The sequence below is a fragment of the Candidatus Methanogranum gryphiswaldense genome, from assembly GCA_019262145.1.
Classification (GTDB): domain Archaea; phylum Thermoplasmatota; class Thermoplasmata; order Methanomassiliicoccales; family Methanomethylophilaceae; genus Methanogranum; species Methanogranum gryphiswaldense.
Genome location: CP076745.1, coordinates 1074803 through 1099972 on the forward strand (window position 1 = coordinate 1074803; position 25170 = coordinate 1099972).

At 41.4% G+C, this 25170-nt stretch carries 28 protein-coding genes; 6 read left to right on the forward strand and 22 right to left on the reverse strand.

Annotated elements, in window-relative coordinates:
- Nucleotides 1-24: 24 nt before the first annotated feature.
- A complete protein-coding gene (locus tag KRP56_05455; protein ID UAL07285.1) occupies nucleotides 25-936 on the reverse strand; it encodes a cysteine synthase family protein in 912 nt (303 codons plus the stop codon).
- Between the two features lie 5 nt (nucleotides 937-941).
- Complete coding sequence (locus KRP56_05460; GenBank protein ID UAL07286.1) at nucleotides 942-2099, reverse strand: PLP-dependent aspartate aminotransferase family protein; 1158 nt, start codon at nucleotides 2097-2099, stop codon at nucleotides 942-944.
- Nucleotides 2100-2281: 182 nt separating this feature from the next.
- Between KRP56_05460 and KRP56_05465 the strand changes: the two genes are divergently transcribed.
- The 3 genes from KRP56_05465 (at nucleotide 2282) to arsM (ending at nucleotide 6050) form a co-directional block, all read left to right on the forward strand.
- Entirely contained in the window at nucleotides 2282-3682 is a 1401-nt protein-coding gene (locus KRP56_05465; protein UAL07287.1) for an MFS transporter, read from the forward strand.
- Between the two features lie 176 nt (nucleotides 3683-3858).
- The gene (locus tag KRP56_05470; GenBank protein UAL07288.1) at nucleotides 3859-4932 is read left to right on the forward strand and encodes a permease; all 1074 of its coding nucleotides are present in this window, start codon (nucleotides 3859-3861) and stop codon (nucleotides 4930-4932) included.
- A gap of 71 nt (nucleotides 4933-5003) precedes the next feature.
- On the forward strand, nucleotides 5004-6050 hold the full coding sequence (gene arsM, locus KRP56_05475; GenBank protein ID UAL07289.1) for an arsenite methyltransferase: 1047 nt from the start codon (nucleotides 5004-5006) through the stop codon (nucleotides 6048-6050).
- Nucleotides 6051-6222: 172 nt separating this feature from the next.
- On the opposite strand, the gene KRP56_05480 is transcribed toward arsM, so the two are convergent.
- The 6 genes from KRP56_05480 to arsB form a co-directional block, all read right to left on the reverse strand.
- Nucleotides 6223-6549 (reverse strand): carboxymuconolactone decarboxylase family protein, encoded by a 327-nt coding sequence (locus KRP56_05480; protein ID UAL07290.1) that lies wholly within the window; start codon nucleotides 6547-6549, stop codon nucleotides 6223-6225.
- A complete protein-coding gene (locus KRP56_05485; protein ID UAL07291.1) occupies nucleotides 6546-6848 on the reverse strand; it encodes a thioredoxin family protein in 303 nt (100 codons plus the stop codon). The genes KRP56_05480 and KRP56_05485 overlap by 4 nt, the downstream gene beginning before the upstream one ends.
- Before the next feature lie 106 nt (nucleotides 6849-6954).
- A complete protein-coding gene (locus KRP56_05490; protein UAL07292.1) occupies nucleotides 6955-7299 on the reverse strand; it encodes a hypothetical protein in 345 nt (114 codons plus the stop codon).
- A 3-nt stretch (nucleotides 7300-7302) separates the two neighbouring features.
- Complete coding sequence (locus tag KRP56_05495) at nucleotides 7303-7701, reverse strand: arsenate reductase ArsC (GenBank protein UAL07293.1); 399 nt, start codon at nucleotides 7699-7701, stop codon at nucleotides 7303-7305.
- A 29-nt stretch (nucleotides 7702-7730) separates the two neighbouring features.
- On the reverse strand, nucleotides 7731-8357 hold the full coding sequence (locus tag KRP56_05500; protein ID UAL07294.1) for a hypothetical protein: 627 nt from the start codon (nucleotides 8355-8357) through the stop codon (nucleotides 7731-7733).
- Nucleotides 8358-8414: 57 nt separating this feature from the next.
- Nucleotides 8415-9557 (reverse strand): ACR3 family arsenite efflux transporter, encoded by a 1143-nt coding sequence (gene arsB / locus KRP56_05505; protein UAL07295.1) that lies wholly within the window; start codon nucleotides 9555-9557, stop codon nucleotides 8415-8417.
- Between the two features lie 145 nt (nucleotides 9558-9702).
- On the opposite strand from arsB, the gene KRP56_05510 reads away from it, so the two are divergent.
- Nucleotides 9703-10095 carry a metalloregulator ArsR/SmtB family transcription factor gene (locus KRP56_05510; protein UAL07296.1) on the forward strand — a complete coding sequence of 131 codons (393 nt, stop codon included), beginning with the start codon at nucleotides 9703-9705 and terminating at the stop codon, nucleotides 10093-10095.
- Nucleotides 10096-10147: 52 nt separating this feature from the next.
- Here KRP56_05510 and KRP56_05515 read toward each other — a convergent pair whose 3' ends face one another.
- The 7 genes from KRP56_05515 to KRP56_05545 form a co-directional block, all read right to left on the reverse strand.
- Complete coding sequence (locus KRP56_05515) at nucleotides 10148-10591, reverse strand: Rrf2 family transcriptional regulator (GenBank protein UAL07297.1); 444 nt, start codon at nucleotides 10589-10591, stop codon at nucleotides 10148-10150.
- Nucleotides 10592-10639: 48 nt separating this feature from the next.
- Entirely contained in the window at nucleotides 10640-11164 is a 525-nt protein-coding gene (locus KRP56_05520; protein ID UAL07298.1) for a DUF3877 family protein, read from the reverse strand.
- Between the two features lie 100 nt (nucleotides 11165-11264).
- Nucleotides 11265-12194 carry a cysteine synthase A gene (gene cysK / locus KRP56_05525; GenBank protein UAL07299.1) on the reverse strand — a complete coding sequence of 310 codons (930 nt, stop codon included), beginning with the start codon at nucleotides 12192-12194 and terminating at the stop codon, nucleotides 11265-11267.
- 47 nt (nucleotides 12195-12241) lie between these two features.
- Nucleotides 12242-12691: a Fe-S cluster assembly scaffold protein NifU gene (gene nifU / locus KRP56_05530; protein ID UAL07300.1), complete on the reverse strand. Its 450-nt coding sequence runs from the start codon at nucleotides 12689-12691 to the stop codon at nucleotides 12242-12244.
- Nucleotides 12684-13898 carry a cysteine desulfurase NifS gene (gene nifS / locus KRP56_05535; protein UAL07301.1) on the reverse strand — a complete coding sequence of 405 codons (1215 nt, stop codon included), beginning with the start codon at nucleotides 13896-13898 and terminating at the stop codon, nucleotides 12684-12686. The genes nifU and nifS overlap by 8 nt, the downstream gene beginning before the upstream one ends.
- Before the next feature lie 96 nt (nucleotides 13899-13994).
- A complete protein-coding gene (locus KRP56_05540; protein ID UAL07302.1) occupies nucleotides 13995-14615 on the reverse strand; it encodes a hypothetical protein in 621 nt (206 codons plus the stop codon).
- A 222-nt stretch (nucleotides 14616-14837) separates the two neighbouring features.
- Nucleotides 14838-15539, reverse strand: coding sequence for a DUF6198 family protein (locus KRP56_05545; protein ID UAL07303.1), 702 nt, complete (start codon nucleotides 15537-15539; stop codon nucleotides 14838-14840).
- A 50-nt stretch (nucleotides 15540-15589) separates the two neighbouring features.
- Here KRP56_05545 and KRP56_05550 point away from each other — a divergent pair, with 50 nt between their 5' ends.
- Entirely contained in the window at nucleotides 15590-16555 is a 966-nt protein-coding gene (locus KRP56_05550) for a hypothetical protein (protein UAL07304.1), read from the forward strand.
- A gap of 99 nt (nucleotides 16556-16654) precedes the next feature.
- Here KRP56_05550 and thrS read toward each other — a convergent pair whose 3' ends face one another.
- From thrS to KRP56_05565, 3 genes are all read right to left on the reverse strand, one after another.
- On the reverse strand, nucleotides 16655-18412 hold the full coding sequence (thrS, locus tag KRP56_05555; GenBank protein ID UAL07305.1) for a threonine--tRNA ligase: 1758 nt from the start codon (nucleotides 18410-18412) through the stop codon (nucleotides 16655-16657).
- A gap of 80 nt (nucleotides 18413-18492) precedes the next feature.
- Nucleotides 18493-19467 carry a (Fe-S)-binding protein gene (locus tag KRP56_05560; protein ID UAL07306.1) on the reverse strand — a complete coding sequence of 325 codons (975 nt, stop codon included), beginning with the start codon at nucleotides 19465-19467 and terminating at the stop codon, nucleotides 18493-18495.
- 31 nt (nucleotides 19468-19498) lie between these two features.
- Nucleotides 19499-19699, reverse strand: a complete 201-nt coding sequence (locus KRP56_05565) for a zinc-ribbon domain-containing protein (GenBank protein UAL07307.1) — start codon at nucleotides 19697-19699, stop codon at nucleotides 19499-19501.
- Between the two features lie 143 nt (nucleotides 19700-19842).
- Between KRP56_05565 and KRP56_05570 the strand changes: the two genes are divergently transcribed.
- The gene (locus tag KRP56_05570; GenBank protein ID UAL07308.1) at nucleotides 19843-20622 is read left to right on the forward strand and encodes a flavodoxin family protein; all 780 of its coding nucleotides are present in this window, start codon (nucleotides 19843-19845) and stop codon (nucleotides 20620-20622) included.
- Here the strand turns inward: KRP56_05570 and KRP56_05575 are convergent.
- From KRP56_05575 to pdxS, 4 genes are all read right to left on the reverse strand, one after another.
- Nucleotides 20534-22420, reverse strand: coding sequence for a VWA domain-containing protein (locus KRP56_05575; GenBank protein ID UAL07309.1), 1887 nt, complete (start codon nucleotides 22418-22420; stop codon nucleotides 20534-20536). The two genes, KRP56_05570 and KRP56_05575, sit on opposite strands and share 89 nt — an antisense overlap.
- Nucleotides 22405-23433, reverse strand: a complete 1029-nt coding sequence (locus tag KRP56_05580) for an ATP-binding protein (protein ID UAL07310.1) — start codon at nucleotides 23431-23433, stop codon at nucleotides 22405-22407. The genes KRP56_05575 and KRP56_05580 overlap by 16 nt, the downstream gene beginning before the upstream one ends.
- 234 nt (nucleotides 23434-23667) lie before the next feature.
- Nucleotides 23668-24237 (reverse strand): pyridoxal 5'-phosphate synthase glutaminase subunit PdxT, encoded by a 570-nt coding sequence (gene pdxT / locus KRP56_05585; protein UAL07311.1) that lies wholly within the window; start codon nucleotides 24235-24237, stop codon nucleotides 23668-23670.
- The gene (pdxS, locus tag KRP56_05590) at nucleotides 24234-25109 is read right to left on the reverse strand and encodes a pyridoxal 5'-phosphate synthase lyase subunit PdxS (protein ID UAL07312.1); all 876 of its coding nucleotides are present in this window, start codon (nucleotides 25107-25109) and stop codon (nucleotides 24234-24236) included. The genes pdxT and pdxS overlap by 4 nt, the downstream gene beginning before the upstream one ends.
- Nucleotides 25110-25170: the final 61 nt, after the last annotated feature.

Genomic DNA, 25170 nt, shown 5'->3' on the forward strand with positions numbered 1-25170 from the left:
CAGGGATCATCCTGTCACATCTCATCAAATATAAAGATTTTTACTGATGTAACGATCCCCACGATCGGGGAATACTACAACAATGTTCCCTTTATGAATTGTTCTTGCGAGTTCCAATGCAGCATACATTGCTGCACCTGAAGAAGATCCAGCAAACACACCTTCACGTCTAGCAAGTTCACGGCACATACCAAACGATTGTTCATCGTTGATCTTTATTACTTGATCTACCAAAGACATATCCATTGTTTTTGCAATAAAATCGTTTCCAATACCTTCGATATCATAATCTCCGTGTTCTCCTCCCCCAATCGTAGAACCGACAGGATCTGCGAGGACACCTTTGATATTCTTATTTTTCTCTTTAAGATACTTAAGAACTCCGGAATAGGTTCCACCACTACCTGCCCCAGCTACCAAATAATCTATTTGTCCATCAAGATCCTCATAGATTTCTGGACCTGTTGTCTCATAATGGGCAAGAGGATTGCTCATGTTATTGAATTGTTCCAAGGATATAGAATTAGGATGTACTTTCCTTAATTCATCTGCCTTTTTTGTCGCTCCTTGCATACCGTCCTCACGAGGCGTATTTATTATCTCTGCACCCAAGGCACGCATCAAAACTTGTTTTTCCATTGAGAACTTAAGAGGTACAACAAAAATAACATGATATCCGCGATTCAATGCTGCAAATGCTATACCTATTCCTGTGTTCCCAGCTGTTGCCTCTATTATTGTATATCCTGGTTTCAAAGACCCTTTTTTCTCTGCATCCTTGATCATATAGATTCCTACACGATCTTTGACACTGCCAGCAGGATTGGATAACTCCAATTTGGCAAATATGTTCACCCCGTCTGGAACGTCCATATTATTTAATTTCAGAAGGGGGGTGTGCCCTATCATATCCTGCATAGAATTGTAATAATGCATCAAGATCACTTCTTGCTGAGATATATCGCATTCTGAAGATCAGAAGTAATGTCTCCAATGTTCTCTATTCCAACAGATAAACGGATCAACCCCTCAGTTATCCCTACCTTCTGACGTATGTCATATGGGATAGATGCATGGGTCATGCTTGCTGGATGGCAGATCAAGGATTCAACACCACCAAGACTTTCAGCAAGTGCGATTAATTCGAGTGAAGAGAAGAATTTTTTAACATCGTAATTCTCTTTTAACTCAAAGGACAGCATTGCCCCTCCGTTCTTGGCCTGTTTTTTATTTATATCGTAGCCATGAAAATCTGGACTTCCTGGATAGAACACTTTCTCCACGGCATCATTGGATCTTAGGAATTCCACAACTGCCTTTGCATTCTCCACATGACGGTCCATACGAACAGCCAGGGTCTTGATCCCTCTTATGAGTAGAAAAGAATCGAATGGTTGAAGTATGCCGCCTGTTGCATTCTGTATGAAATGTATACGGTCTGCCAATTCTTTCGAATTTACAACCACTAGGCCAGCGATTAGATCGCTATGGCCTCCGAGATATTTCGTTGCACTGTGTACTACAATATCTGCTCCGAGATCCAAAGGACGCTGAAGATAAGGTGTCATGAACGTATTGTCGACAATTGTGTATATTCCATGCTTCTTTGTTATTTCAGATACTCCTTTTATGTCTGTAATTGACATTAGAGGATTTGCTGGACTCTCGATGAATATGGCTTTTACATCAGGACCTATCTTCTTATCCAAAGATTTGAGGTCCGTTGTATCTTCGATCGAGTATTTTATTCCAAAATTAAGGAATATCTTATCCAATACACGAAATGTCCCACCGTAAACATTACTGGATATTATTATCCTGTCTCCAGATTTGAATAGACTTAAAACCGCAGTTATGGCGGCCATGCCTGATGCGAATGCAAAACCCGCGGTACCGTTCTCGAGTTCCGATATTAATGATTCTAATGCGTCTCTCGTAGGGTTCCCGGTTCTCGAATACTCATATCCTTTATTGATCCCGAGACCCTGTTGTTGATACGTTGATGTCTGATATATCGGAACATTCACCGCACCTGTTCTCTCATCTCCGCTAATGCCTCCATGAATTAACGCAGACTCGATGTGTGTATGGTTGCTCATTGCATTATCTCCATTAATGCATACAAAACATATCTATTTAATATGTATTGTTGAACAACAATTCTATCAATTATTTTTTTTATCCTCCATGGTAAAATACAAGACTTTTTGTCTTACATTCAAAATAAAAAACACGTTAGTTGGTTGTATAAAATAAAATAACAGTACCATATTCTAGGAATATGCATAATTTTGCTCACGGAATAGATAAAAAACATCTGTTGATACTATTCGTGGCAATATTCGTAGCCCTTATTGACGGAATGGATGGAAGTATCGTAAACATCGCTCTTCCAACCTTAGCGGCTGAAATGGGCACAGATACAGGAACGATATCTTGGGTTACCGTATCGTACTTTATGATGCTGGCGGGAACAATACTTCTTTTCGGAAGAATAGCCAATAATAATGCAGTAAAGACAATATTGATCCTTGGACTCATCTTGTTCACTGTAAGTTCTCTGTTCTGTGGATTATCTGATTCCATCTCAATGATCCTTATCTCAAGGATATTGCAAGGTACAGGTGCAGCAATGATGAGCGCTGCAATGCCGATGATGTGCGTGAGATATCTGCCAGCAAATAAGTTAGGCCTTGCACTCGGCGCCATGACATTAGGTTGCTCGATCGGTTATGCTACTGGACCTGCCCTAGGCGGATTCATAATAGATGCATTGTCCTGGCATTGGGTATTTTTTATTAACATACCAATAGCGATCATCGTGTTGCCAATAATACTATTGGCAATACCAAAAGATGCTCCCAGAATTAAAAAACATATAGATCTGGCAGGAGCCCTGGCCTTCCTTCTCATGATCGTATTCGGAATATATGCACTTCAAAGATTCTGTTACGAAGGGGAATTCATAACATCAATGATAGCGGCAATACTTTTCGCCGTAATGATAGGAGCATTCATTTATCTAGAACTTAGAAGAAAGAATCCTCTTCTTAACGTGCGTGTTTTTAAAAATAGGGATTTCAACTTTGTTTTTATTTCATTCCTTATTGTTAACCTCGTATACATGGGAATATTGTATCTTATACCGTTCTACCTAGAGATCAACTTGAATTTATCTTCATCCATGAGCGGAGTCTACCTGCTAATACCATCGATCGTGACACTGATATTTGTCGTTCCTTTCTCAAGAAAATCTGATTTCATAGGAAGAAGGATATTCAGCATCATTTCTTGTTTTTTATTATTGCTTGCCTGTGTTTTTTGGGCCATATTCTCACCTTACAAAGAGGTGATACCGCTGATCATTGCTTTGATTCTAATGGGGCTTACATGGGCCACATGCGGAGGTGCTATGGCAAGTCGCATTGTTGAAAAAACTGTCAATGAAAGTCGTGAAATAGGATCATCTTTGATGAGCGAGGCCATCTACATCGGATGTGCTGTTGGCACAGCACTTTACGCAATGATGTTCGTGCTCTATACCGGTTCAGGAAATACTGATTTTAAAGACCTTCCACCAGATACATTCCTTGACGGTTTTGTCTTTACACTAATCATATCTATTGTACTCTGTATCGCAGCATTGGTAATGTCTGCAGTAGTAAGAGACAACAAAGAATGATGAAAAGCTATTTTTATTGTCATTTATACAACATAATACTGTATCATCTTAAGTATAAACAATCTAAATAATCCACAATCATAAATATGATTTACTAATCGATTAATTGAATAAAAGTACATTTCAAGAAAAATTGAAATATAAGATTAGCCCTTCAATACCTGTTAAGGATTAAAATGGCCCTAAATATTCTCTTTGATGCCCTGAACAGCGGATTGGAATACGTGATAAGCTATCTAGCTGAACATGTGATCACATGTCTGATCCCAGCATTCTTTATTGCCGGAGCCATCGCTGCATTAATCAAAAAAGACTCAGTGATAAAATATCTTGGACCTAAAGTATCAAAATACAAATCCTATTCTGTAGCATCTGTTTCAGGTACTCTATTGGCAGTGTGCAGTTGTACGATACTACCGCTCTTTGCTGGCATATATAAAAAAGGTGCAGGTTTAGGGCCTGCGATCACTTTCCTATTTGCTGGCCCAGCCATAAATGTATTGGCCATCATCTACACCGCACAGGTACTAGGTTTTAATATCGGAGTGGCCAGAGCTGTAGCTGCCATTTCTCTATCCATAGTGGTTGGACTTATAATGGCGTTCCTTTTCAAAAAAAGCGAAAAGGAAAAAGAAGAAAGTATAGGGCCAGATCCATTCTCGGTTTCAGACGAATCTGTACCAAGACCTAAATGGGTGATACCAATATTCTTTGCGTTACTTGTAGGCATATTGATCTTTGGAGCGTCGTCCTTGGATTGGATGATCAAACTACCGATCGTATACATATTCACGATATTGATAGCTGTGATATTGATCTATTATTTCACAAGAGACCAGGTCACAGAATGGGGAACAGAAACATGGATGCTCACAAAGAAGATATTCCCCATATTGATAATTGGAACATTTATTGTTGGAGTGTTTGCTTATTTTGTTCCTCCGGAAACATTTGCCCCTTATCTCGGTAGCAACAGTTTAGGCTCCACTTTCCTTGCCTCTTTGATAGGCGCCGTAATTTACATGCCGACCTTGATGGAGGTCCCGATAATCGGGGGTGTTTTCGGATACACAACCGGTGCCATGGCTAGTGGACCGGCGTTGGCACTTTTGCTCAGCGGACCGACAACCAGTCTGCCATCAATAGCCGTATTGTACAAAATAATAGGACTGAAAAAAACCCTTACTTACTGGATACTCGTGGTCATCATGGCTACCATTGCAGGAATGATATATGGGGCCATAACATAATCAAAATTTATATCTAAAAATATTATAAATTAATAGCAATGTATGTATATATGTACATATATACAATTATTATGAACCTAATAAATGCAAAGTTCTTCAAAGCTTTAGGAGACGAAACCAGATTGAATATTGTAGGTTATCTGCTAAAGAAAGATTATTGCGCATGTAATTTTGATAAGATCAGCGATAAGGATCAGACCACCATCTCTAGACATCTTAAGATACTTACAGAAGCAGGTATAATTAAGAACACAAAACATGGCAGGAACAATATTTACAGCATAAATGATGAAGAAATGAGATCCCTCCTTCTAAAGATCGGAATTGAAGAATTGGACTGCGACTGCGATTGTATTGTAAATGACAGAGAACAGTTCGTCAAAGAATCTGTAAAGGAAAGATATGGTAAGATCGCAGTATCAGACGTCCCATGTGGTTGTGGAAACAGCTGCTGTAGCGATTCGTATGATCCCATGAAACTTTCCGCATCCGTAGGATATTCTGAGGATGAGTTAAAGGTCCTACCCGGGTCCAATCTAGGACTAGGATGCGGGAATCCTGGAGCGCTAGGCAATATCAAAGAAGGCCACATTGTCCTTGATCTCGGCAGCGGGGCAGGCATGGATGCATTCCTCGCAGCCCGTCGTGTTGGAAATTCAGGTAAGGTCATTGGTGTTGATTTTACACCAGAGATGATTAAAAAGGCCGAACGTAATGCAAAAGAAAATGGTATTACCAACGTAGAATTCAGATATGGGGATATTGAAAAACTCCCTGTTGATGACAACTCGATCGACATCATACTTAGCAACTGTGTCATAAATCTTGTACCAAATAAACTGAACGTCTTCAAGGAAGCGTACAGGGTCTTGAAAGATAACGGCAAAATGTACATCTCTGACATGGTCCTATTAGAAGAACTCACTGAAGAACAAAGAAACGACAAGGACCTTATCACAGGGTGTGTTGGCGGGGCCATCCTTAAAAATGATTATCTGAACCTGATAAAACAAGCAGGATTCCACCTAGATAACATTTTAGAAGACAAAAAAATAAGTAAGGTACAATATCAAGGTCTCCCAGTAGAAAGCTTGAAGGTCGTTGCCAATAAAATTTAAAAACCTTTTTACAAACTATTTAATTGATCAGAATTCCAAAATGATATGAACCCTATTTGATCGGCGATCACAACGCACGATATGACATATAATGATAAAAATTTATTAAATATCAAAGCAGAACTTGTTTTTCTGCTTTGAATTTAATTTAAAATTTGGATCTGCAACAAGATCATTTGATACAACCGCATTTGACATTCCCAGCGATGAGATCTTGCCAATCTTTAAGGACGTCATGTGTCCAACAGTCATCAGCACCCGCTGATTCACGCATCACCAATGCCAATATGTAATTCAATTCCTTGACTGTAGCTCCTGCTTCTAAGGCACCCTTGAAATGCTTTCTCACACATGGTGCGCTCCTGGACTTTATGGACAATGCAAAACATATGAACTGGTAAGTTTTTTCGTCAATAGATCTTTTTTCACGATACATATCATCCATATCGTCCAACATCTCTGTGAATTCAGGAAAGAACTCCTCCAACATTCTTGTCATTTTTTCTCACCTTTGCTTATCAGTTCCACGATTTCCTGTGTACTAAGGACCTTGCCCACAGATACTATATCCTTGCCTATCACTAGAGCAGGCGTGACCATAACGCCATATCTAGCTATCTCGTTGATGTCTGTTACGTGGCCGACCTCAAAATCCTTTCCAGATAGCTTGACTGCTTCTTTAGCATTGGATTCCAACTGTTTACATTTCAAACATCCGGTTCCAAGCACTTTCACATAGGCATCATCATTTGCATGACCTTCACATCTACCCTCGTTCTTTCTACTGAATAATCCCATTTACATACACTCTCCGATTGATTGCTACTGACTTTAAAGAATAAAAATGTGTACTGAGACCACGCAGTCTACTTTATTAGATGTTAACTTAAAATTGATCTTGATGTCAGAGCAATTCGCCTTTCTCATCCACGAAAACAATGTCGTTCCTTTCGATCTTCTTGACCATATTTTTTGAAAGCATCCCCATTTCCAACCAAGCCGCGTTCATGACACCTGTTGGAACGAGACAGGTCAAAGACATATCTCCCCTCATATCTCTGGTATTCACCTTACTGGCCTCCAGATCTGTTATATCTACTATTGATAATGTTTTCAAACGTTCCCCATAGGCTTTTACCTTGGGACAATCCGATTCGATCGATATGTCAATGTCTCCGTCCTCCCGCATATTAGTTGTGATCCTATGTGTTTTTCCACAAACTCTCATGTTTACAATTACATTGGCCATATCTCAAACCCCCATCTTAAGATCTGAATTCAATAATTCCTTGACCTTGCCTTCAATCAAAGTAATGACTTCCACGTATTTTTGATCGGAGATGCCTTTGGGATCTGGAATATTCCATGCAACTCTTCTTTTGCACGGCATATACGGACAAGTTACACCGCAACCCATTGTGACCACAACATCCACGGGAGGCAGATCGGATATCAGTTTTGGGAATTGCTTATCGGTCATTTGAATTCCGAATATCTCCTTCAAATGACGCACAGCATCCGGATCGATGCATTCTGAAGGTTCTGATCCTGCAGAATAACATGTAAAACTTCCATCTGATAACGAATTGCCGATCGCCTCGGCTATTTGGCTTCTGCAGGAATTGTGTACGCAGATGAATGCTATCTTCATATTGATCTGTCCAATTAATTGAAAAAAGTTCAATCTTTATACTCACCCAATGTCAAATACGCCGGAAGTTCGAAACCACTTTTTGGACCGACGACCGTTTTCCATTTCGTGATCATCTCTACCTGACGCTCTATCCCTTCACAAAGTCCAGGCAGTATTATTGTGCGTCCGGTCACTTTATTGGCGATACCTGATGTTGTAATTCCTTTCATTACCGTAGCTGGCGTCATGACATGCATGATGGCGGCATGATCGATGGTGAATCCCTTGGTATCCGTTGGCACGATCCATACACTTACATCCGGGGCATTTCTGAAGATCAACTTGAGAACATAATGAGTTACCGTGCAATTACCTGTTACTATCACAGGCGAATCGGCTGTTGGAGAATTTATCTCTATCAGTGTCTCTGGTATCACGCTCATAGAATAATCGGCCTCGCGCACTTCCAATCTTATGGAAAGAGGACCCCCAAGTGATTCCATCATCATCAATGCCATCTCAGGACATTGCTCTGTTTTCACAGTACCTTCGCTCAAAGCTTTTGCAAATGCCAGACAATCAACATGCCCGCATCCGCCGCAATCCTTACCTGGCAAATATTTCACTATATCGTCAGGTGACAACCCATAGAAATCCACTGCTGCTATTACCATTATTATCTCTCCTTTACCTTCAATATCTGTATTTTTTATCAATTTTTATTTGATCTATTACGATTCTCTGCATCTGCCCTTTTTATTATCGATCCTTTTTACATGTCCTTCACTGTCATAGTATTTCCTTTGGAAATACAACGACAGATGAACGAATCCTATCATTACCGGCACCTCTACAAGAGGGCCTATAACCGCTGCGAAAGCCACTCCTGAACTGATACCGAACACTCCGACTGCAACTGCGATAGCGAGTTCGAAATTGTTACTGGAAGCGGTGAACGATTGTGCTGCTGCATGCGGATAATCAAATTTGAAACGCCATGATAGGCCGAATGACAAAAGGAACATTATCGCAAAATAGCAAAGCAGGGGTATAGCGATCCTGATCACATCGACCGGCAATTGCACAATGTAATCACTCTTAAGAGAGAACATTATCACTATCGTGAACAAAAGGGCAAGCAAGGAGATCTTTCCGGCGATAGGCATGAATTTATCATCATACCATTCCTTGCCCATGCGGGGCCTCAACAGGTACCTTGTAGCTATGCCAGAAAAGAATGGTATCCCAAGATAGATCAACACACTTATGGCTATGGATGCCATCGATATCTCTACATCCACTCCGGAACCTGGCGAGATGAAATCCGATAACACTGCTATCAAGAAATAAGCATAGAAGGAGAACATTATTATCTGGAACACAGAATTTATTGCAACAAGTATAGCTGCATATTCGTTGTCTCCCTTGGCCAATTCGTTCCACACCAGCACCATGGCTATGCATCTGGCGATACCAACAATTATGACACCTATACGATACTCTGGCATATCTGGAAGGAATATCCATGCCAGAGCGAACATCAGAAAAGGCCCCACTACATAATTCAAGAATAAGGACGTGGAGAACATCTTCTTCGCTCCTGGCATATGGGTGACCTTTCCAAGTTCCTCATACTTCACTTTGGCAAGAGGCGGATACATCATCAATATCAGACCGATGGCCAAAGGTATGGACGTCGTACCGATACTAAGAGAACCTATGAAATCAGCTAAACCTGGAATTAGTATGCCTAGCCCTATACCGAGGGCCATTGCTACGAATATCCAAATTGTAAGATATCTGCTTAGAAAGGGCAATCTTTCTGAAACTTTTAAACTCCCGTTGGATCTTGCATTACTGTTCGAACCGACCATATCTCTTCCCTACCATATTTCAAATAATATTGAAATGATATTCTCGGTATAAATATATTCTCAGTCGTGTTCCTGAAAAGAAACATGTTTGCACAATATTCAAGTCGACAGGTTTGGACAATTTACGTATGAAATGGAGAATAAGATGACAAAAAAAGAGTGCGTTAAAGAAACTTGTTGTTCGAATATAATAGACCTTCCAACAGAAATGGAGGAGATTATGTGTCTCAACGGAGGTCTCAAGGAAATAAAGAAACGTGTCCCAAAAAAAGAAGAATTGGTCAATGAATCAATGACCTTCAAAGCCCTATCCGATCCGATACGTCTACAGATAATACACGCACTTCTGATATCTGATTTGTGCCCCTGCATATTGAAGGAAATAACAGATACAACAGACTCTAAACTATCATATCATCTAAATATATTGGAAGAAGCAGGTCTAATATCAAATTCTCCTAGGAAAAAATGGCGCATTTATGGATTAACCGAATATGGTAGATCTGTGATCAACAATTATTTATCATTATCAAAATAAAAACAGATATCCTGTTTGTCGATTGAAACAAAACAATCTAAGCCCATTACAATCAAATATCGATCTGTATGACGTTGCCCGCCCTTTCCCACGAGATCAGATCGGCAAGCGTTATATTGTCTATGACTGAGGACATTGCATCATCTATCTTGGTCCACAGTTTCACTGTTGTGCAATTCTCGAATCTGTCACAATACTCCAAGCCTTCCTTTACACATGGCACTATCGAAAGATCTCCTTCGACTGCCCTAATTATGCTGCCCACTGTGTATTCTTCAGGTCTTCTAGTCAACACATATCCACCCTGAGGTCCTCTTACACTTCTGACAAACCCCGCACGGTTAAGACTCGAAATTATCGCCTCAAGATACTTTGGTGAGATATCCTGCCTATCGGATATGTCCTTGATCTTGATCGCGCCGTCCTTTTGGTAGAGTGCAATATCAAGCATCAAACGCATGGCGTACCTTCCTTTCGTAGATATCAGCTTTGACATTACTTTACACCCTTGCTATTTTTGTTTCCATCGAGATGTCTGAAATTTTCATATACGTACAAATCCTAATTTTGAATAGTCCTCTCTTGAGAACCTATGATATGTCAAATGTCCACACTCTGTAGTTATGCAATACACATAAGGGTCTGTGCCATCCTTGAAATATACAACAGAATCGAACTCTTCTCCTTCTATGTCCTTCCATATGCAATCTGCTGAGATATTCTGTAACCTTGCCTTCAATTCTTTGGTTTCCACATGTTCAAGAACAGAATCCACAAATACCTTCAGAACAGGACTAACAGGAAGAGTGCTGACATATCTGCATCCTTCTTCAGGCACTATTATTCTTACCCTGTTGTCCAAAATGGAACACTCGACTTTACCAAGCCGTTCCTTCGAGTCCTCCATGAACTCATCCAATATCTCATTCGATCCATTACAGATCCCGTCGGGAGAAAATAGACTGTCCAAAGGAATGTAAAGTGAAACAGCTCCCTTAGCGAGACCCAATTTCACCTGTGTTTCCTGAATGGTCGATATGACCGCGTTCTCCAACTCTTTTGAATCCATCTATATTCTCCCTTCTCCCGTGAGATCGTAAATAGTTTGAAAGATCGTTGCTTTTTTGTAGACTACTCAGTAACAACATGATATATTGATCCAAATATTCTCAATTGAACAAAGGCGTCGAAAGATATCTGTCTCCGTTATCAGGAAGTATCACTACTATGGTCTTGCCCTCATTCTCTTTTCTGGATGCAACTTCCAGTGCTGCCCAAAGAGCTGCACCTGATGATATCCCAACAAGCACACCTTCTGCACGTGCCACTTCTTTTCCAACAACGAATGCGTCGGTGTCCTTCACCGCGATCACCTCATTGTATATCTTCGTGTCAAGTACTTCTGGAACAAATCCGGCACCGATACCTTGTATCTTGTGTGGACCTGCGCGACCTTCGGAAAGTACAGGTGAATCTTTTGGCTCCACTGCAATGATCTTTAGATCAGGATTCTTTGATCTAAGATATTCTCCAGCACCGGTGATGGTACCGCCAGTACCTACTCCTGCTACCAGAATGTCTACCTTTCCGCCCGTATCCTTCCATATCTCAGGACCTGTTGTCTTCCTGTGGGTCTCTGGATTCGCCTGATTGACGAATTGACCTGGAATTATACTATTCGGTATCTCTTTTGCAAGTTGATTTGCCTTGTCAATGGCCCCTTTCATTCCTTTTGTGCCATCGGTCAACACGATATCCGCACCATATGCGGCTATCATCTGCCTTCTTTCTATAGACATTGTTTCTGGCATGGTCAATATGACCTTGTAACCTCTAGCGGCACCAATGGCGGCAAGTCCTATTCCAGTGTTTCCGGAAGTGGGCTCTATCAACGTTCCACCTTTCTTTATTGCGCCTTGCTTCTCTGCAGCCTCTACCATGGATAGCGCTATCCTATCCTTTACAGACCCAGAAGGATTGAACATCTCTAATTTGGCTAATATTCTGGCTTTGCTGCCGTGTGCTTTCGCTATGTTACCGAACTCTACCAACGGTGTATTGCCGACGAGTTCTGCTACCCCTGAATATATCTTGCTCATTATATCATATCCTAATTTTTTATTACTGTAACTATTATAAATTCAACTTATCTGGAACATGCGATTTCTTCATCATTTATATCAGTCTTTGGTTTCTTTAGACCCTCGATGACGATACCATTTTTTTCAGCATAGTCCCATAATGCAGCATGCACCGCCTCTTCTGCAAGAAGTGAACAGTGGATCTTTATCTGCGGAAGTCCTCCCAAAGCTTGCATAACGGCGACATTTGTCAATTCCAGTGCCTCTTGCACCGTTTTACCCTTTATCATCTCTGTCGCCATGCTACTTGTAGCTACTGCCGCTCCGCAACCAAACGTCTTGAATTTGCAATCCCGGATTATCTGATTCTCATCAATATCCAAGAATATGCGCATTATATCTCCGCACTTCGCGTTACCGACAGTTCCTACACCGCTTGCATTTGCGATCTCGCCCACATTACGTGGATTTGTAAAATGGTCGATGACCTTCTCGCTATATTCGCCGTCATACATCTTTAGTAACCTCCTTCTTAACGAAATCATCGTACAAAGGTGATAGTGATCTCAACCTCTCTACCGATGCTTTCAACACATCCACGGCATAATCTACCTCTTCAAATGTTGTGGTCGAAGAGATGGTTATTCTTATTGAACCGTGGGCCCCCTCATGTGGGAGACCTATCGCAAGCAACACATGTGATGGATCCAAGGAACCGGATGCACATGCGGACCCTGTGGAGACACATATCCCCTTTTGGCTCATGGACATCAACACGCTCTCACCTTCAACGAATTGAAAACTTATATTGACATTACCGGGCAATCTTTCGGTTCTATGACCATTAAGACTGCTGTATGGTATCTCAGAGAGAATGCGACCTATGACGTGATCCCTAATCTTGACCTCATGAGCCACCTTCTTGGACATGTCCCTCTCGGCGATCTCTGCCGCCTTTCCCATTCCTACAATGCCTGGAACATTGGATGTCCCTGCACGCTGACCCCATTCCTGGGCCCCTCCGTGAATCAAAGGTTCCATCCTTATTCCTTTCCTGATATACAGGATGCCTACGCCTTTCGGACCATAGACCTTATGACCACTGGCACTCAACAGATCGATGTTCATTTCATTGACATCGATTGGTATTTGACCGAAGGCTTGTACGGCATCTGTGTGAAACAAAATGCCGTGCTTTTTTGCAATGACCCCTATTTCTTTTATCGGTTCGATCGTCCCGATTTCATTGTTGGCGAACATGACAGAAATGAGTATCGTTCCAGGACGTATCGCCCTCTCAACATCCTTAGGATCTACGCGTCCGTATTTATCAACATCCAGATACGTTACTTCAATACCATTTTTTTCGAGGAATTTACATGTATTTATGATTGCATGATGCTCTATCTTTGTCACAATGATATGATTTCCTTTTGATTTCTGCGTGTAGGCAATCGACTTTAAGGCCCAGTTGTCGGATTCAGAACCTCCAGATGTAAAAAAGATCTCTTCATCTTTTGCATTGATCAAATGAGCTATTGAATGGCGTGCTGCATTGCATGCATCTCTTGCCCTTTTAGCCGCTATATGAAGACTCGAAGGGTTTGCCGATGCCTCGATGAAGTAGGGAAGCATGGCTTCCAAAACCTCAGGATCGACCGCTGTTGTAGCCGCATTATCCAAGTATACAGGTTTCGCGTTCTGTACGCCGTCTTGTTTCATACAATTCCCATAGAAGTAGTAGGAATTATAATAAGCTTATTGTTATTGCATGTTACAAAAATGAATAAATAAAACAAAAAATAAAAAAATTACAATTCAAGAAGCTACATAATGACCATCTGTGATCCTTAAAACTACTTTTGAACGAGCACATAAACGATCTTTATTTTCACTATGAATCGAATATATCATGCGAACAGATACATGATTTTTAGAATTTAGAGTGCCGAATCCTTGTTTCGTAACCTTTCTGATCATTATTAAGATCTTAGATGGCCTCGATACATGGGTCCGACACTCTAATTCATTGTTGCATTTATTTTCAAAGCTGTGACAATCTGTTGGAGGATCAAACATGCAATAACTATCCTTTACAAACATTCCATCCCACACATAATTAAGAACAGAGCCGCCTTTACTTTCCATTATAATAACGCTCAATAATATGTCTGGAATATCTGTTAAACAAGATATAAATAATTCTAAATTTGAGATATTGCCACGCTCTAAAAATAATACCTGAGGCCTTTCGACAGAGCTCTGATACGTGATACCGTGCCATTCCTCTGCGATTTGTTCTTCCATCTCTACTTTGATCAAAGGAACAAAAAACATATGATGTATAACATCAACGCCACTTTGTATCGCCATTCTTTCAATCGATCCGGAGATCGATATTATCCTGATGGCCCTGACCTTTGTAGATACTATCCTCATCAATAGCATATTTTGATTTATATTATTAAAATATTGCATAGATGTTAATAATATTAAACTATATTAAATGAAATAATTATTAATCATTATTAAATTTCAAACAAAATGATCAATTAGTTAACAATAAAAAAATACGGAATGCTGCCCGATATGCGAGAAAATATTGTAACCTGATGTAAAAAAAACAATTATACATGAATATCGTAAATGAAATTTAGATATTCATTGAAGTTCTTCTGGTGTCTTCACATTCCTGATCATCGAGATATCTTTATGACCTAGCCAATCGTAAAATCCGCTATCCTTCAAAAATTTAGTAAAGAAACGAACGATAAATCCGATAGATACCGCGGCAAATATTGTTCCTTCACGAATGCCGTTCAAAGCACCGAAGAAAAAGAACGAAGCAACGATCGCTATTGATATCATGGTGATATCGAACAACACCTTGACCTTTCCAAACTCTACCCCTGTCCTTATTGACACGAAACTTACCAGATACTCACCAGGCATCATCGTTACATTCGCGGCAAGCTCCAAACTTATTCCAAAAGAAAGAACAACGGCTGCCAATATGACCATACCCCATTGTACGATGTAATTTGTCAACACGATCCAATCAACAATATACGAAAAAACATCACATAATGCACTGAACATTACGACCATGACTATCTGAAAAAGATATATGGGCTTATACAAACGACCCATCATTAAGATCCCAAACGCCACCATTATAAGATTGATGATGAACATTGTCAATCCGATGCTCATATGAATGCCAAGACTGAGAACATAAGGTATGGATGATATCGGGGATGTTCCCAGAACCGCCTTGGTGGACAGGATTACACCCAATGCCATGATAGTGACCGCTAAAAAGAAAACAACTGTTTTCCTTAAAGGACGGCTGCCTACATTCATGTCATTGCGATATGCTCCGTATATTTACACCTTCACCAATTACCAGACCAATGAATGATGGAACATACATACTTCTCAGCAGCATTGATCCTTCGGCTGAAGCGATCCATATGGGTGAGATGACAATATGTTCTGTTGATGATACTAATGATATATTCACTCTTTTCGATTCACAGTTCATAGACGATGATGATAGAAAACTCTACAAAAAGAATGAAAAATTCACATTTCTATATTCTAAGAACACTTCAAAGGATATTTCTGAGACAATAATTGCTATAGATGCATTAAGACTTTTCAAATTGTCATCTCTAGGTGCAGGTCTGACCATGATCGTAGATGGGGGCTCGCACACTTATTGTCGCAGATGCATGGAAACATTTAATGAAGAATCAATGAAATTTCCTAGATTCTCACTCAATGATCATGAAAGATGTGAACTTTCCTCATTCTTTACAAAATTCTCTGAACAATACAATAACCCGGAATGGGATGGCTTCTTACCTGAATTACTTGACTTCTACAGAGAAGCTTACAGGATAGAGAACCCTCAGACCGCATTCATGAATCTTATGGTGGCGATGGAGATGTATCGTAAATGGATGGACGAATACATAGACAAATCCTCCAACACCAAAGATACTCAAATCATAGAAATTGAGACAAGAGGAAGAAATGGAAGGCCATCTGGGACCAAAAAGATAGCAGTTTTCTCATCAAGACTATTGTCGGAACATGATCCAGATATGTACCGGGACATGAAACGTCTGATATCTCAATTATATTATCAACGCAATAATTTTATCCATGGCGGAGTCCAGATAGAGGACATCTGCCATCGCATGATGTTCAACGTTGTCAGATGCGTGTTGGGAAAGATCTCTGTATGCAATTGCACCAAAGATGTGCTTTTCAAGGCCATAATGGAAAATAACGTTTCTAAAGTAGTAAAAGACTCCCACTTCTGCATATCAAAAAATGAGATCGATGCGTTCATAATGAGTTTCGATCGTTAAACAGAATAGGCAAAATAAGATCAAACTCGCTGAATGTACTCAAAAACAATGGGGAAATATTGAAAAAGATTTTAAATGGGGGCTGGCCCCCGTTGAGTTTCAGCTAATCCTTTCGGAATCCTCTTTCTTGACCTGAACGATGAAATCATCAGTCAGCATGCTTCCCAGATCGCCTTTGTCTCTGCTCCTGACTGACACAGAATTTCCATTTTCGGTCTCTTTCTCCCCGATGATGAGCATGTATGGTGCCTTCTCGAGTTGAGCCTCACGGATCTTGTATCCGATCTTTTCCTCTCTGTTGTCGAGCTCTACCCTTATGCCAGCGACTTTGCATTTATCCGCTATCTGCTTTGCATAATCATAAGATTTCTCGGAAACCGAAAGGACCTTGACCTGAACCGGAGCTAACCATGTAGGGAACCTTCCTGCATAATGTTCTATCAAAATGCCTATGAATCTCTCAATGGACCCATATATCACTCTGTGGACCATTATCGGCCTGTGCTTCTCGCCATCGGCACCGGTGTATGACATTTCAAATCTCTGCGGCATCTGGAAGTCCAGCTGTATCGTACCGCATTGCCAGGTCCTTCCGATCGTATCCTCCAGATGGAAATCGATCTTAGGTCCATAGAATGCACCGTCGCCTTCATTGACAGTATATTTCAGATTGGATGCCTCGAGAGCATGTATGAGACCATTTGTAGCGTTCTCCCAGTCCTCATCACTTCCCATGCTGTTCTCAGGCCTTGTGGAAAGCTCGACATGGTATTTGAACCCGAATTTGGAATAAACCTCGTCCACAAGCCTTACCACACCTTTGATCTCATCTATGATCTGATCTTGCATCATGAAGATGTGCGCATCATCCTGAGTAAAGCATCTGACCCTAAACAATCCGTGGAGTGTTCCTGACCTCTCGTGCCTGTGGACCAATCCGAACTCCCCCATCCTGATGGGCAACTCCCTGTATGAGTGGGGCTCGTTCTTGTAAACCAATATGCAACCAGGACAATTCATCGGCTTCACACAGAACTCCTGATCATCGATGAGCGTCGTGTACATGTTGTCCTTGTAATGGTCCCAGTGACCTGAGGTCTCCCAAAGCTCCTTGCTGAGCATCATGGGGGTGCATATCTCCTTGTACCCTTCCCTTGTGTGAAGTTCTCTCCAATAGCTCATCAAGGTGTTCTTCAGGATCGTTCCTTTAGGAAGGAAGAATGGAAATCCAGGACCTTCATCCATCAATGCAAAGATCCCCAATTCCTTTCCGAGTTTACGGTGGTCCCTCTTCTTTGCCTCTTCAAGCATGTTGAGGTATGCTTCCAATTTATCCTTACTTTCAAATGCCGTACCATATATCCTGGACAGCATCTTGTTCTTCTCGCTTCCACGCCAATATGCGCCTGCGAGTGTCGTAAGTTTGAATGCCTTGACCCCTTTTGTGTACAAAAGATGAGGGCCAGCACAGAGATCGACGAACTCTCCCTGTTTGTAGAATGTTATCCTAGCATCCTCTGGAAGGTCCCTTACAAGCTCCACCTTGTAGATCTCTCCCTTGTCTGCCAGATATTTCAATGCTTCTTCTCTGGGAAGGGGATATGTCTCGATCTTCAAATTCTCTTTGATGATCTTCTTCATCTCTTCCTCTACTGCATCCAGATCCTCCTGTGAGAATCCTCCGTTTTTATCAAAATCGTAGTAAAAACCGTCATCGATGGCGGGTCCGATGGCCAACTTAGTCTCGGGGTAGAGCCTTTTTACTGCCTGTGCTAGGACATGCGCAGTAGTGTGCCTGAGAACCTTAAGTTCATCTTCACATTCCTCTACTCTGCCATCGTTGTATAATGCCTTCATTCGATTACCTCTTACTCTAAGTAAGCACACACTCGATTACTGTTATTTTATAAATAACTTGCAACGGCCAAAGGAAGAACTCAGATCTTCAACTTGATGTTATGATATTTCAAGGTAGAATTATCTCCAGCGGCCATAGCGATAAGTTCTACGATGTGGAGCACGGGGATGCCATTAGAAACCAAATCATATCTGGAAAAACACATTGGACATGCAACAATGACAACATCTGCACCTTCCATCTCCTTTTGTCTCTCCTTCATCAATCCTTCTGAGACCACTGGGATGGACTTCCCACAGCATCCGAACTTATTTTCGATATATTCGACGCCCGTTGCCTTTACGATCTTGACAAGATCGTCATATATTGTATCGTAATGGCATCCTGGTTCGATCGCTACCTTCAATGTTGTACTTTTCAAAACTTGTATCTTATCCGCATGTTTGACCATTAGATTCACAAAATTTATGGCATATACACCGGACCGATTCAATTCTGCGTCACATCCAGGACATATTGTTATTATGTTCTTGCCTGCCGAGGAATTGCCGATCTCATGCTTGTATGCATCCCTCTCTTTCTCAGTGAGCTGTCTGAAAGGAATTGGATATGTACAACATGAATTCTTAGGCAACTCCTGACATCCTTCCCCTACCGAGTTCAAAGCCAATGTGGCCGCATAGATCAAAAAAGGCGCCTTACTTTCAACGGTGCAACCTGACATCAAATAGTTGTTCCCTTCCCATTGTGGTTTAAGCTCAGAACGTGAAACATCTGATTGCGGCAACACAAACCCTGTCCTAAGAAAAATATCAGGAACCTTCGAACCAAGTGCCTTTGACCTCATAAAATGCATCACGTAAGTAGGGTCCGTGAAATCACATGATCTGGAACATTCGCCACAGCCAATGCATTTTACAACATTGCCATCCTCTCCTGACATTACGGCCATGGGATCGCATCCACCATAGCGTAATGATGGACAATTATCTTGACACAAGCCACATTTTATGCACTTTGTCATTAGATCTGAGATCTCAATTGGAACTTCCATAGACGTCAATGGCCTTCTAGATTATTTACACTCATCTCAAAAGTGCGAAATATATCAGACCCAAAATTATAACGACCAGAGCAACTCCCAGAGATACCATCTTGCCTTTGATCGCGCCCATCCGTACGACAGAGTTCGTCGGGACCTTTGAACCTCCCGATGCACCGCACTTGGGACAAAAACGCTCATCATCCGACATGAGAGTGCCGCACTTTTTGCAGAATTTTGCCATATGACAATAATATGTAACGAGATATATAAATTAAAAGCTAAAAACATAAATTTTTCAATTTATACTGGTGTTAAATATGATTCTGGCCAGATACTCTAATCAGAGATAAATATTATATAATGATAAATAAAGTACACAACCCGATGCACAAGGTATTCGCGATAAACGGAAGTCCAAGAAGGAACAAGAACACGGCCTCTATGCTTGACAGTTTCTTAAATGGGGTCAATGACATGGGAGACTTCGAAACCGAAAGGATCGACCTATTCGACTATAACATACGCGGATGCACAAGTTGCTTTGCCTGTAAGAGAAAAGACCCCGACACATATGGCAAATGTGCATTGAATGATGATGTCAGCGAAATAATTGAAAGGACCTGCAACGCAGATGGTCTCGTTTTCGGTTCTCCGATATATTTCAGCAATATAACAGGACAAATGCTTTGCTTTTTGGAACGATTGTTATACCCGCAACTCAGTTATGAACAGGATTACAAGATACTTACCAACAAAAAAATGCCAACAGCGTTCATATACACCATGAACGCCACTGAAGAAGATTCAATAAAATACAACTACCCGCTCGCATGGGAAACCATGGAAAATTACATTGACATCGTATTCTCCAAACCAGAACGCATATGCGCTTATTACACATATCAATTCGACAATTACGGAAGATACCATACCGGCGTATTCGATGAATCTGATAAGGCCAAATACAGAGATACACAATTCCCAGAAGATCTAAAGAAAGCATATTATTCCGGGGCCAAAATGGCAGAGAAGATCAAACTTGGCCCCGATTTCAATGATAAAGATAGATCAAGATTCAACCAGAAGGGTCAGCCTTCAGATCCTCAAGCGAATAATAACTCGCTTTTAGGTTCTTGGCGAATTTTTGGGCGTTGTGGGTCATAGAGTATGAATTCTCCGAATCAATTAGTATCCAATGAACATTGGGGATGTTGATCTTCAAAGCTATTCCCAATGCTTCATCGACTGGGTCTGTGACCTCATCGTCGGGGTCAAGACATACGTTCGAATTGCCATCGGTGACAAGAATGACGTAGCACTTCTCGTCCTTGTGCCTTTTAGTGAAAACTGTCATGTAATTATTCATATACAGTAACGCCGCCGACATTGGGGTCCTTCTGCCAACAGGAAGATTGTCCAAAAGACCGTATATGCACTCAACGGATTTCGTAGGTGGCAGAAGCATCTGTATGGCCGTAGAATTGAATGTCATGAATCCCACACGATCCCTTTTCACATAATGCTGCTTGAGTAAAGACAATATTGCTCCTTTTACAGCCATCATCCTATTACGAATTATCAATGAACCACTTGTATCCACCGCAAAAAGGAAAGTTGATGAGCTTCTTACCTCTCTTACCCTTTCCCTCAGATCCTGTTTTTCGATTATAACTGCCATATCGGCTTCAAGGCCCTGATGGCGCTTGACCTGATACACCGCTGCCGCACGAACGGTAGCATCAAATGCCAGATCTGGATTCTTATCATCGGTCACCCTAGAACCTACATACCTTCCACTTCTGCAATTGCTTTTCATGAAGGATCTTTTTCCCTTATCCTCAGCAGAACCGTGAGCCTTTCCTATTTCATTCTCAAAAAGATCTATGGCATCAAATGTCTCGCCGATCTTTGTTATCACATCTTCTATCTCGATGGGCTTTATCGCCGATCCCTCTGACTCGTCCCCTTCATTATCTGGCTGGGTCTCTGATACGGCCATACGTTCTCTATCTGAGTCATCGTGTATGGCTCTCTTGATGTGCGATTCTCCACAACCTAGAATATCATGTTCCACTTTTTTCTGATTGTCTACCCTGCGACCTTTTTTCACTTTACGTCTGTGGGCGAGACATAGTAATGATGCGTTCTCGATATCCTCTGTATCTACAAATGAGCGTCCTTCGAGGGCCGCCAGGGTCATTGAAACATTCATGACAGAGATGTCTCCGCGAAGACCATCAATATCCATACTGGCACATATTTTGGCTATGTTTGATATATTATCTTCTGTCAACCTTATTCCCTTGAGCAGGACCTTTGCATCCGATATTGTCTTTGAAAGGGTACTCTCTTGCTTAGAATATGTATTTAAAAATGCGTCTGGATCCTTCTCAAAATCCAAATTCCGTCTTAGTACCTCTTGTCTTCCATCCTGATCCTCCGGAAAATCGGCATTGACACATATGTCGAAACAATCCATGACCCTTGGATTCAAATAACAGTCATTGATGTTCATTGTCCCTATGAGCGTCGTATTGCATGCATATGATGTGGAAAGATTCTCTCTTTCCACTTTGACCTTGCCAATCAATACCGAATCCACCACTGAACTCAACATTCTTTGTTCGAATAGATTGACATCGTCCATGTAAAGAAAATTACCATCTGCACGACTCATCAGACCTTCTTCCAATACTATCTTTCCTTCTTTTATGGCCATCTCGATGTTCAAACAACCAAAAAGCTGTTCATCTGTCACATTCAACGGAACATTGACAATGCTCTTACCAGATATGTTCCCGAGAGAACGGGCCACCATGGTCTTACCGGTACCTGAATTTCCCTTGATCAATATTCCTTTGATCCTAGGATTCACTACAGAACACAGTAGAGCTTTTTTCACTTGTTCCATACCGAATACGGCCGAGAATGAAAAATTAGCAGGGCTCAATAGCCCAGACATATATCCAACTCCTTGTGATCGAAGATTACCTCCTCGAATGCACGTCTCTTCAAACGATGGGAAATTACCAGTGATGCTGTTTGACGAATGTCCTCTTTGGTCACTTCTGTCCTTCCCTCGAGAGCCGCATTGGCCTTAGCTGTCCGCATCATGGTTATATCTGCTCTGTGACCTTCCATGCCGAAATGTATCGACACCATGACCACATCGTGCACAAGATCGTCGCTTATCTTTACATTAGGTAATAATTCCCTTGCCTTGATGATCTTGTTGCGGAGTACATCAGTGTCTTTCTGATATTGTGCCAGATATGCCTCAGGATCAAGATCGAACTGCATCCTACGCCTAATGACCTCCATTCTGGTCTGTACGTCCTTCTCACCCTCAACATCAACAGATAACCCAAATCTATCAAGAAGTTGAGGTCTCAGACTTCCTTCTTCAGGATTCATTGTCCCGACCAAAATGAATTTTGCAGGGTGTGAAAAAGAAACCCCCTCTCTCTCAACATAATTCGTTCCCATCGCTGCAGAATCCAAAAGAAGATCCACAATGTGGTCGTCCAATAGATTGACCTCATCGACATAAAGGAGATTACCGTTTGCCTGTGCCAATACACCTGGTTCAAACTTCTTCTCACCGGTCTTCAACACATGTTCCAGATCTAATGTTCCAGATATACGGTCCTCGGTTGCGCTCAATGGAAGTTCGACAACACTCATTGGAAGTACTATTGATTCAAAGACCTCTCCTTTCGCCATTCTTTCACGGCACTGTATACACATCCTCTTTGGATATCTTGGATCGCAGTGGAAAAGACACCCCTTAACTGCTTGGATCGGAGGAAGGATCTGTGCCAATGATCTAACCGCTGTGGATTTTGCCGTCCCCTTCTCTCCTTTGATCAAAACTCCACCTATGCTTGGATCTACGATATTCAGAAGAAGCGCATTCTTCATTTTTTCCTGACCTACTACACGCACGAAAGGAAATAATACTTGCTCGTTTGACATCTTTAACATCTCTGTGCCAGTCAGTTAATATTTTGATTTACTGACTGATTTCTAAATAGCTGTTAAGTTTTCTTACCCTATATATAGATGATATTGTTAAAGAAAATTTTTATGAATTGCATTGACAAAATAAGATATCATACAAATAATTAAATAAAAATGTTATAAAAGAACTATAATAATAAATAAATATAAATACGATAACAGTACACCAGTCTTTTTAAATAGATATATTTAAATATTATTGATTAAACTCAAAAAATACCTATGAACTTTCAGATCATCGGTTAATTCAGGATGGAATGCCGTTACCAATTGATTTTTGAACCTTGCGGCAACGATCTTACCATTATACACAGAAAGAATGGTGACACCCTCACCTACCGATTCTATGACTGGTGCTCTAATGAACTCCATAGGTATCATTCCCAGATCGTCAAAATTAGATACTGTGAAAAAGCTCCCGAGTTGCCTACCAAATGCATTGCGCCTAACACTCATTGGAAACGTACCAAGATACCTTCTGTCATCATTGATGATGGTATCAGAAAGAAGGATCAGACCCGCACATGTACCAAAGACCGGTAGTCCGTCGATGATCCTCTGTCTGATGTCATCCAGCATCCCAAGGTCAGTAAGGAGTTTTCCGATCACTGTGCTCTCGCCGCCAGGTATTATGAGGCCGTCCATGTTTTTTTCTAGATCCGAAGGTTTCCTGATCTGGAAATGCTCTTGATCCAATCTATCGAGCATGGATTCGTGCTCTGCAAATGCACCCTGGACGGCAAGAACACCGATCCTCATTGTCCACGTTCCGCCATTATCGTTTTTATCTCTTGCTCGTTGATGCCGACCATGGCCTGTCCGAGGTCTTCAGAAAGTTCTGCCAGGATCGCAGGGTCATTATAATTCGTGACCGCTTTCACGATAGCGGATGCGCGCTTGGCCGGATCCCCTGATTTGAATATACCTGAACCGACGAAAACTCCCTCTGCTCCTAATTGCATCATCAATGCCGCATCGGCAGGGGTCGCAATTCCTCCAGCTGCAAAATTTACAACTGGAAGTCTGCCATTCTGATGAACATATCTCACAAGGTCCAACGGTACCTGTAATTGTTTTGCAGACTCGTAGAGCTCATCCTCAGATGTGCCCACCACTCTCCTGATCTCAGAATTCATGGCCCTCATGTGCCTGACGGCCTGAATTATGTCTCCCGTACCTGGTTCTCCTTTCGTCCTGATCATGGATGCGCCCTCGGATATGCGCCTTAAGGCTTCTCCTAGATCCCTTGCACCGCATACGAATGGAACCTTGAATTTTGTTTTGTCGATATGATACACATCATCAGCTGGAGAAAGAACCTCGCTCTCATCTATGTAGTCTATCTCGATAGCTTCAAGGATCTGGGCCTCAACAAAATGACCTATGCGTACCTTTGCCATCACGGGTATGGAGACCGCTTCCTGTATGCCTTTGATCATTTTGGGATCGCTCATTCTAGAGACCCCTCCTGCAGCACGGATATCGGCAGGTATCCTCTCAAGTGCCATGACAGCGCAAGCCCCCGCTTTCTCTGCGATCTTTGCCTGTTCAGGATTTGTCACATCCATTATCACGCCACCTTTCAACATCTGGGCCAATTCCTTGTTCAATCCATATCTTTCATCGGTCATATTCAACACATGATGTTAGTACAGACCAAGTATATGTATTTAATTGGATATTGATGTATAA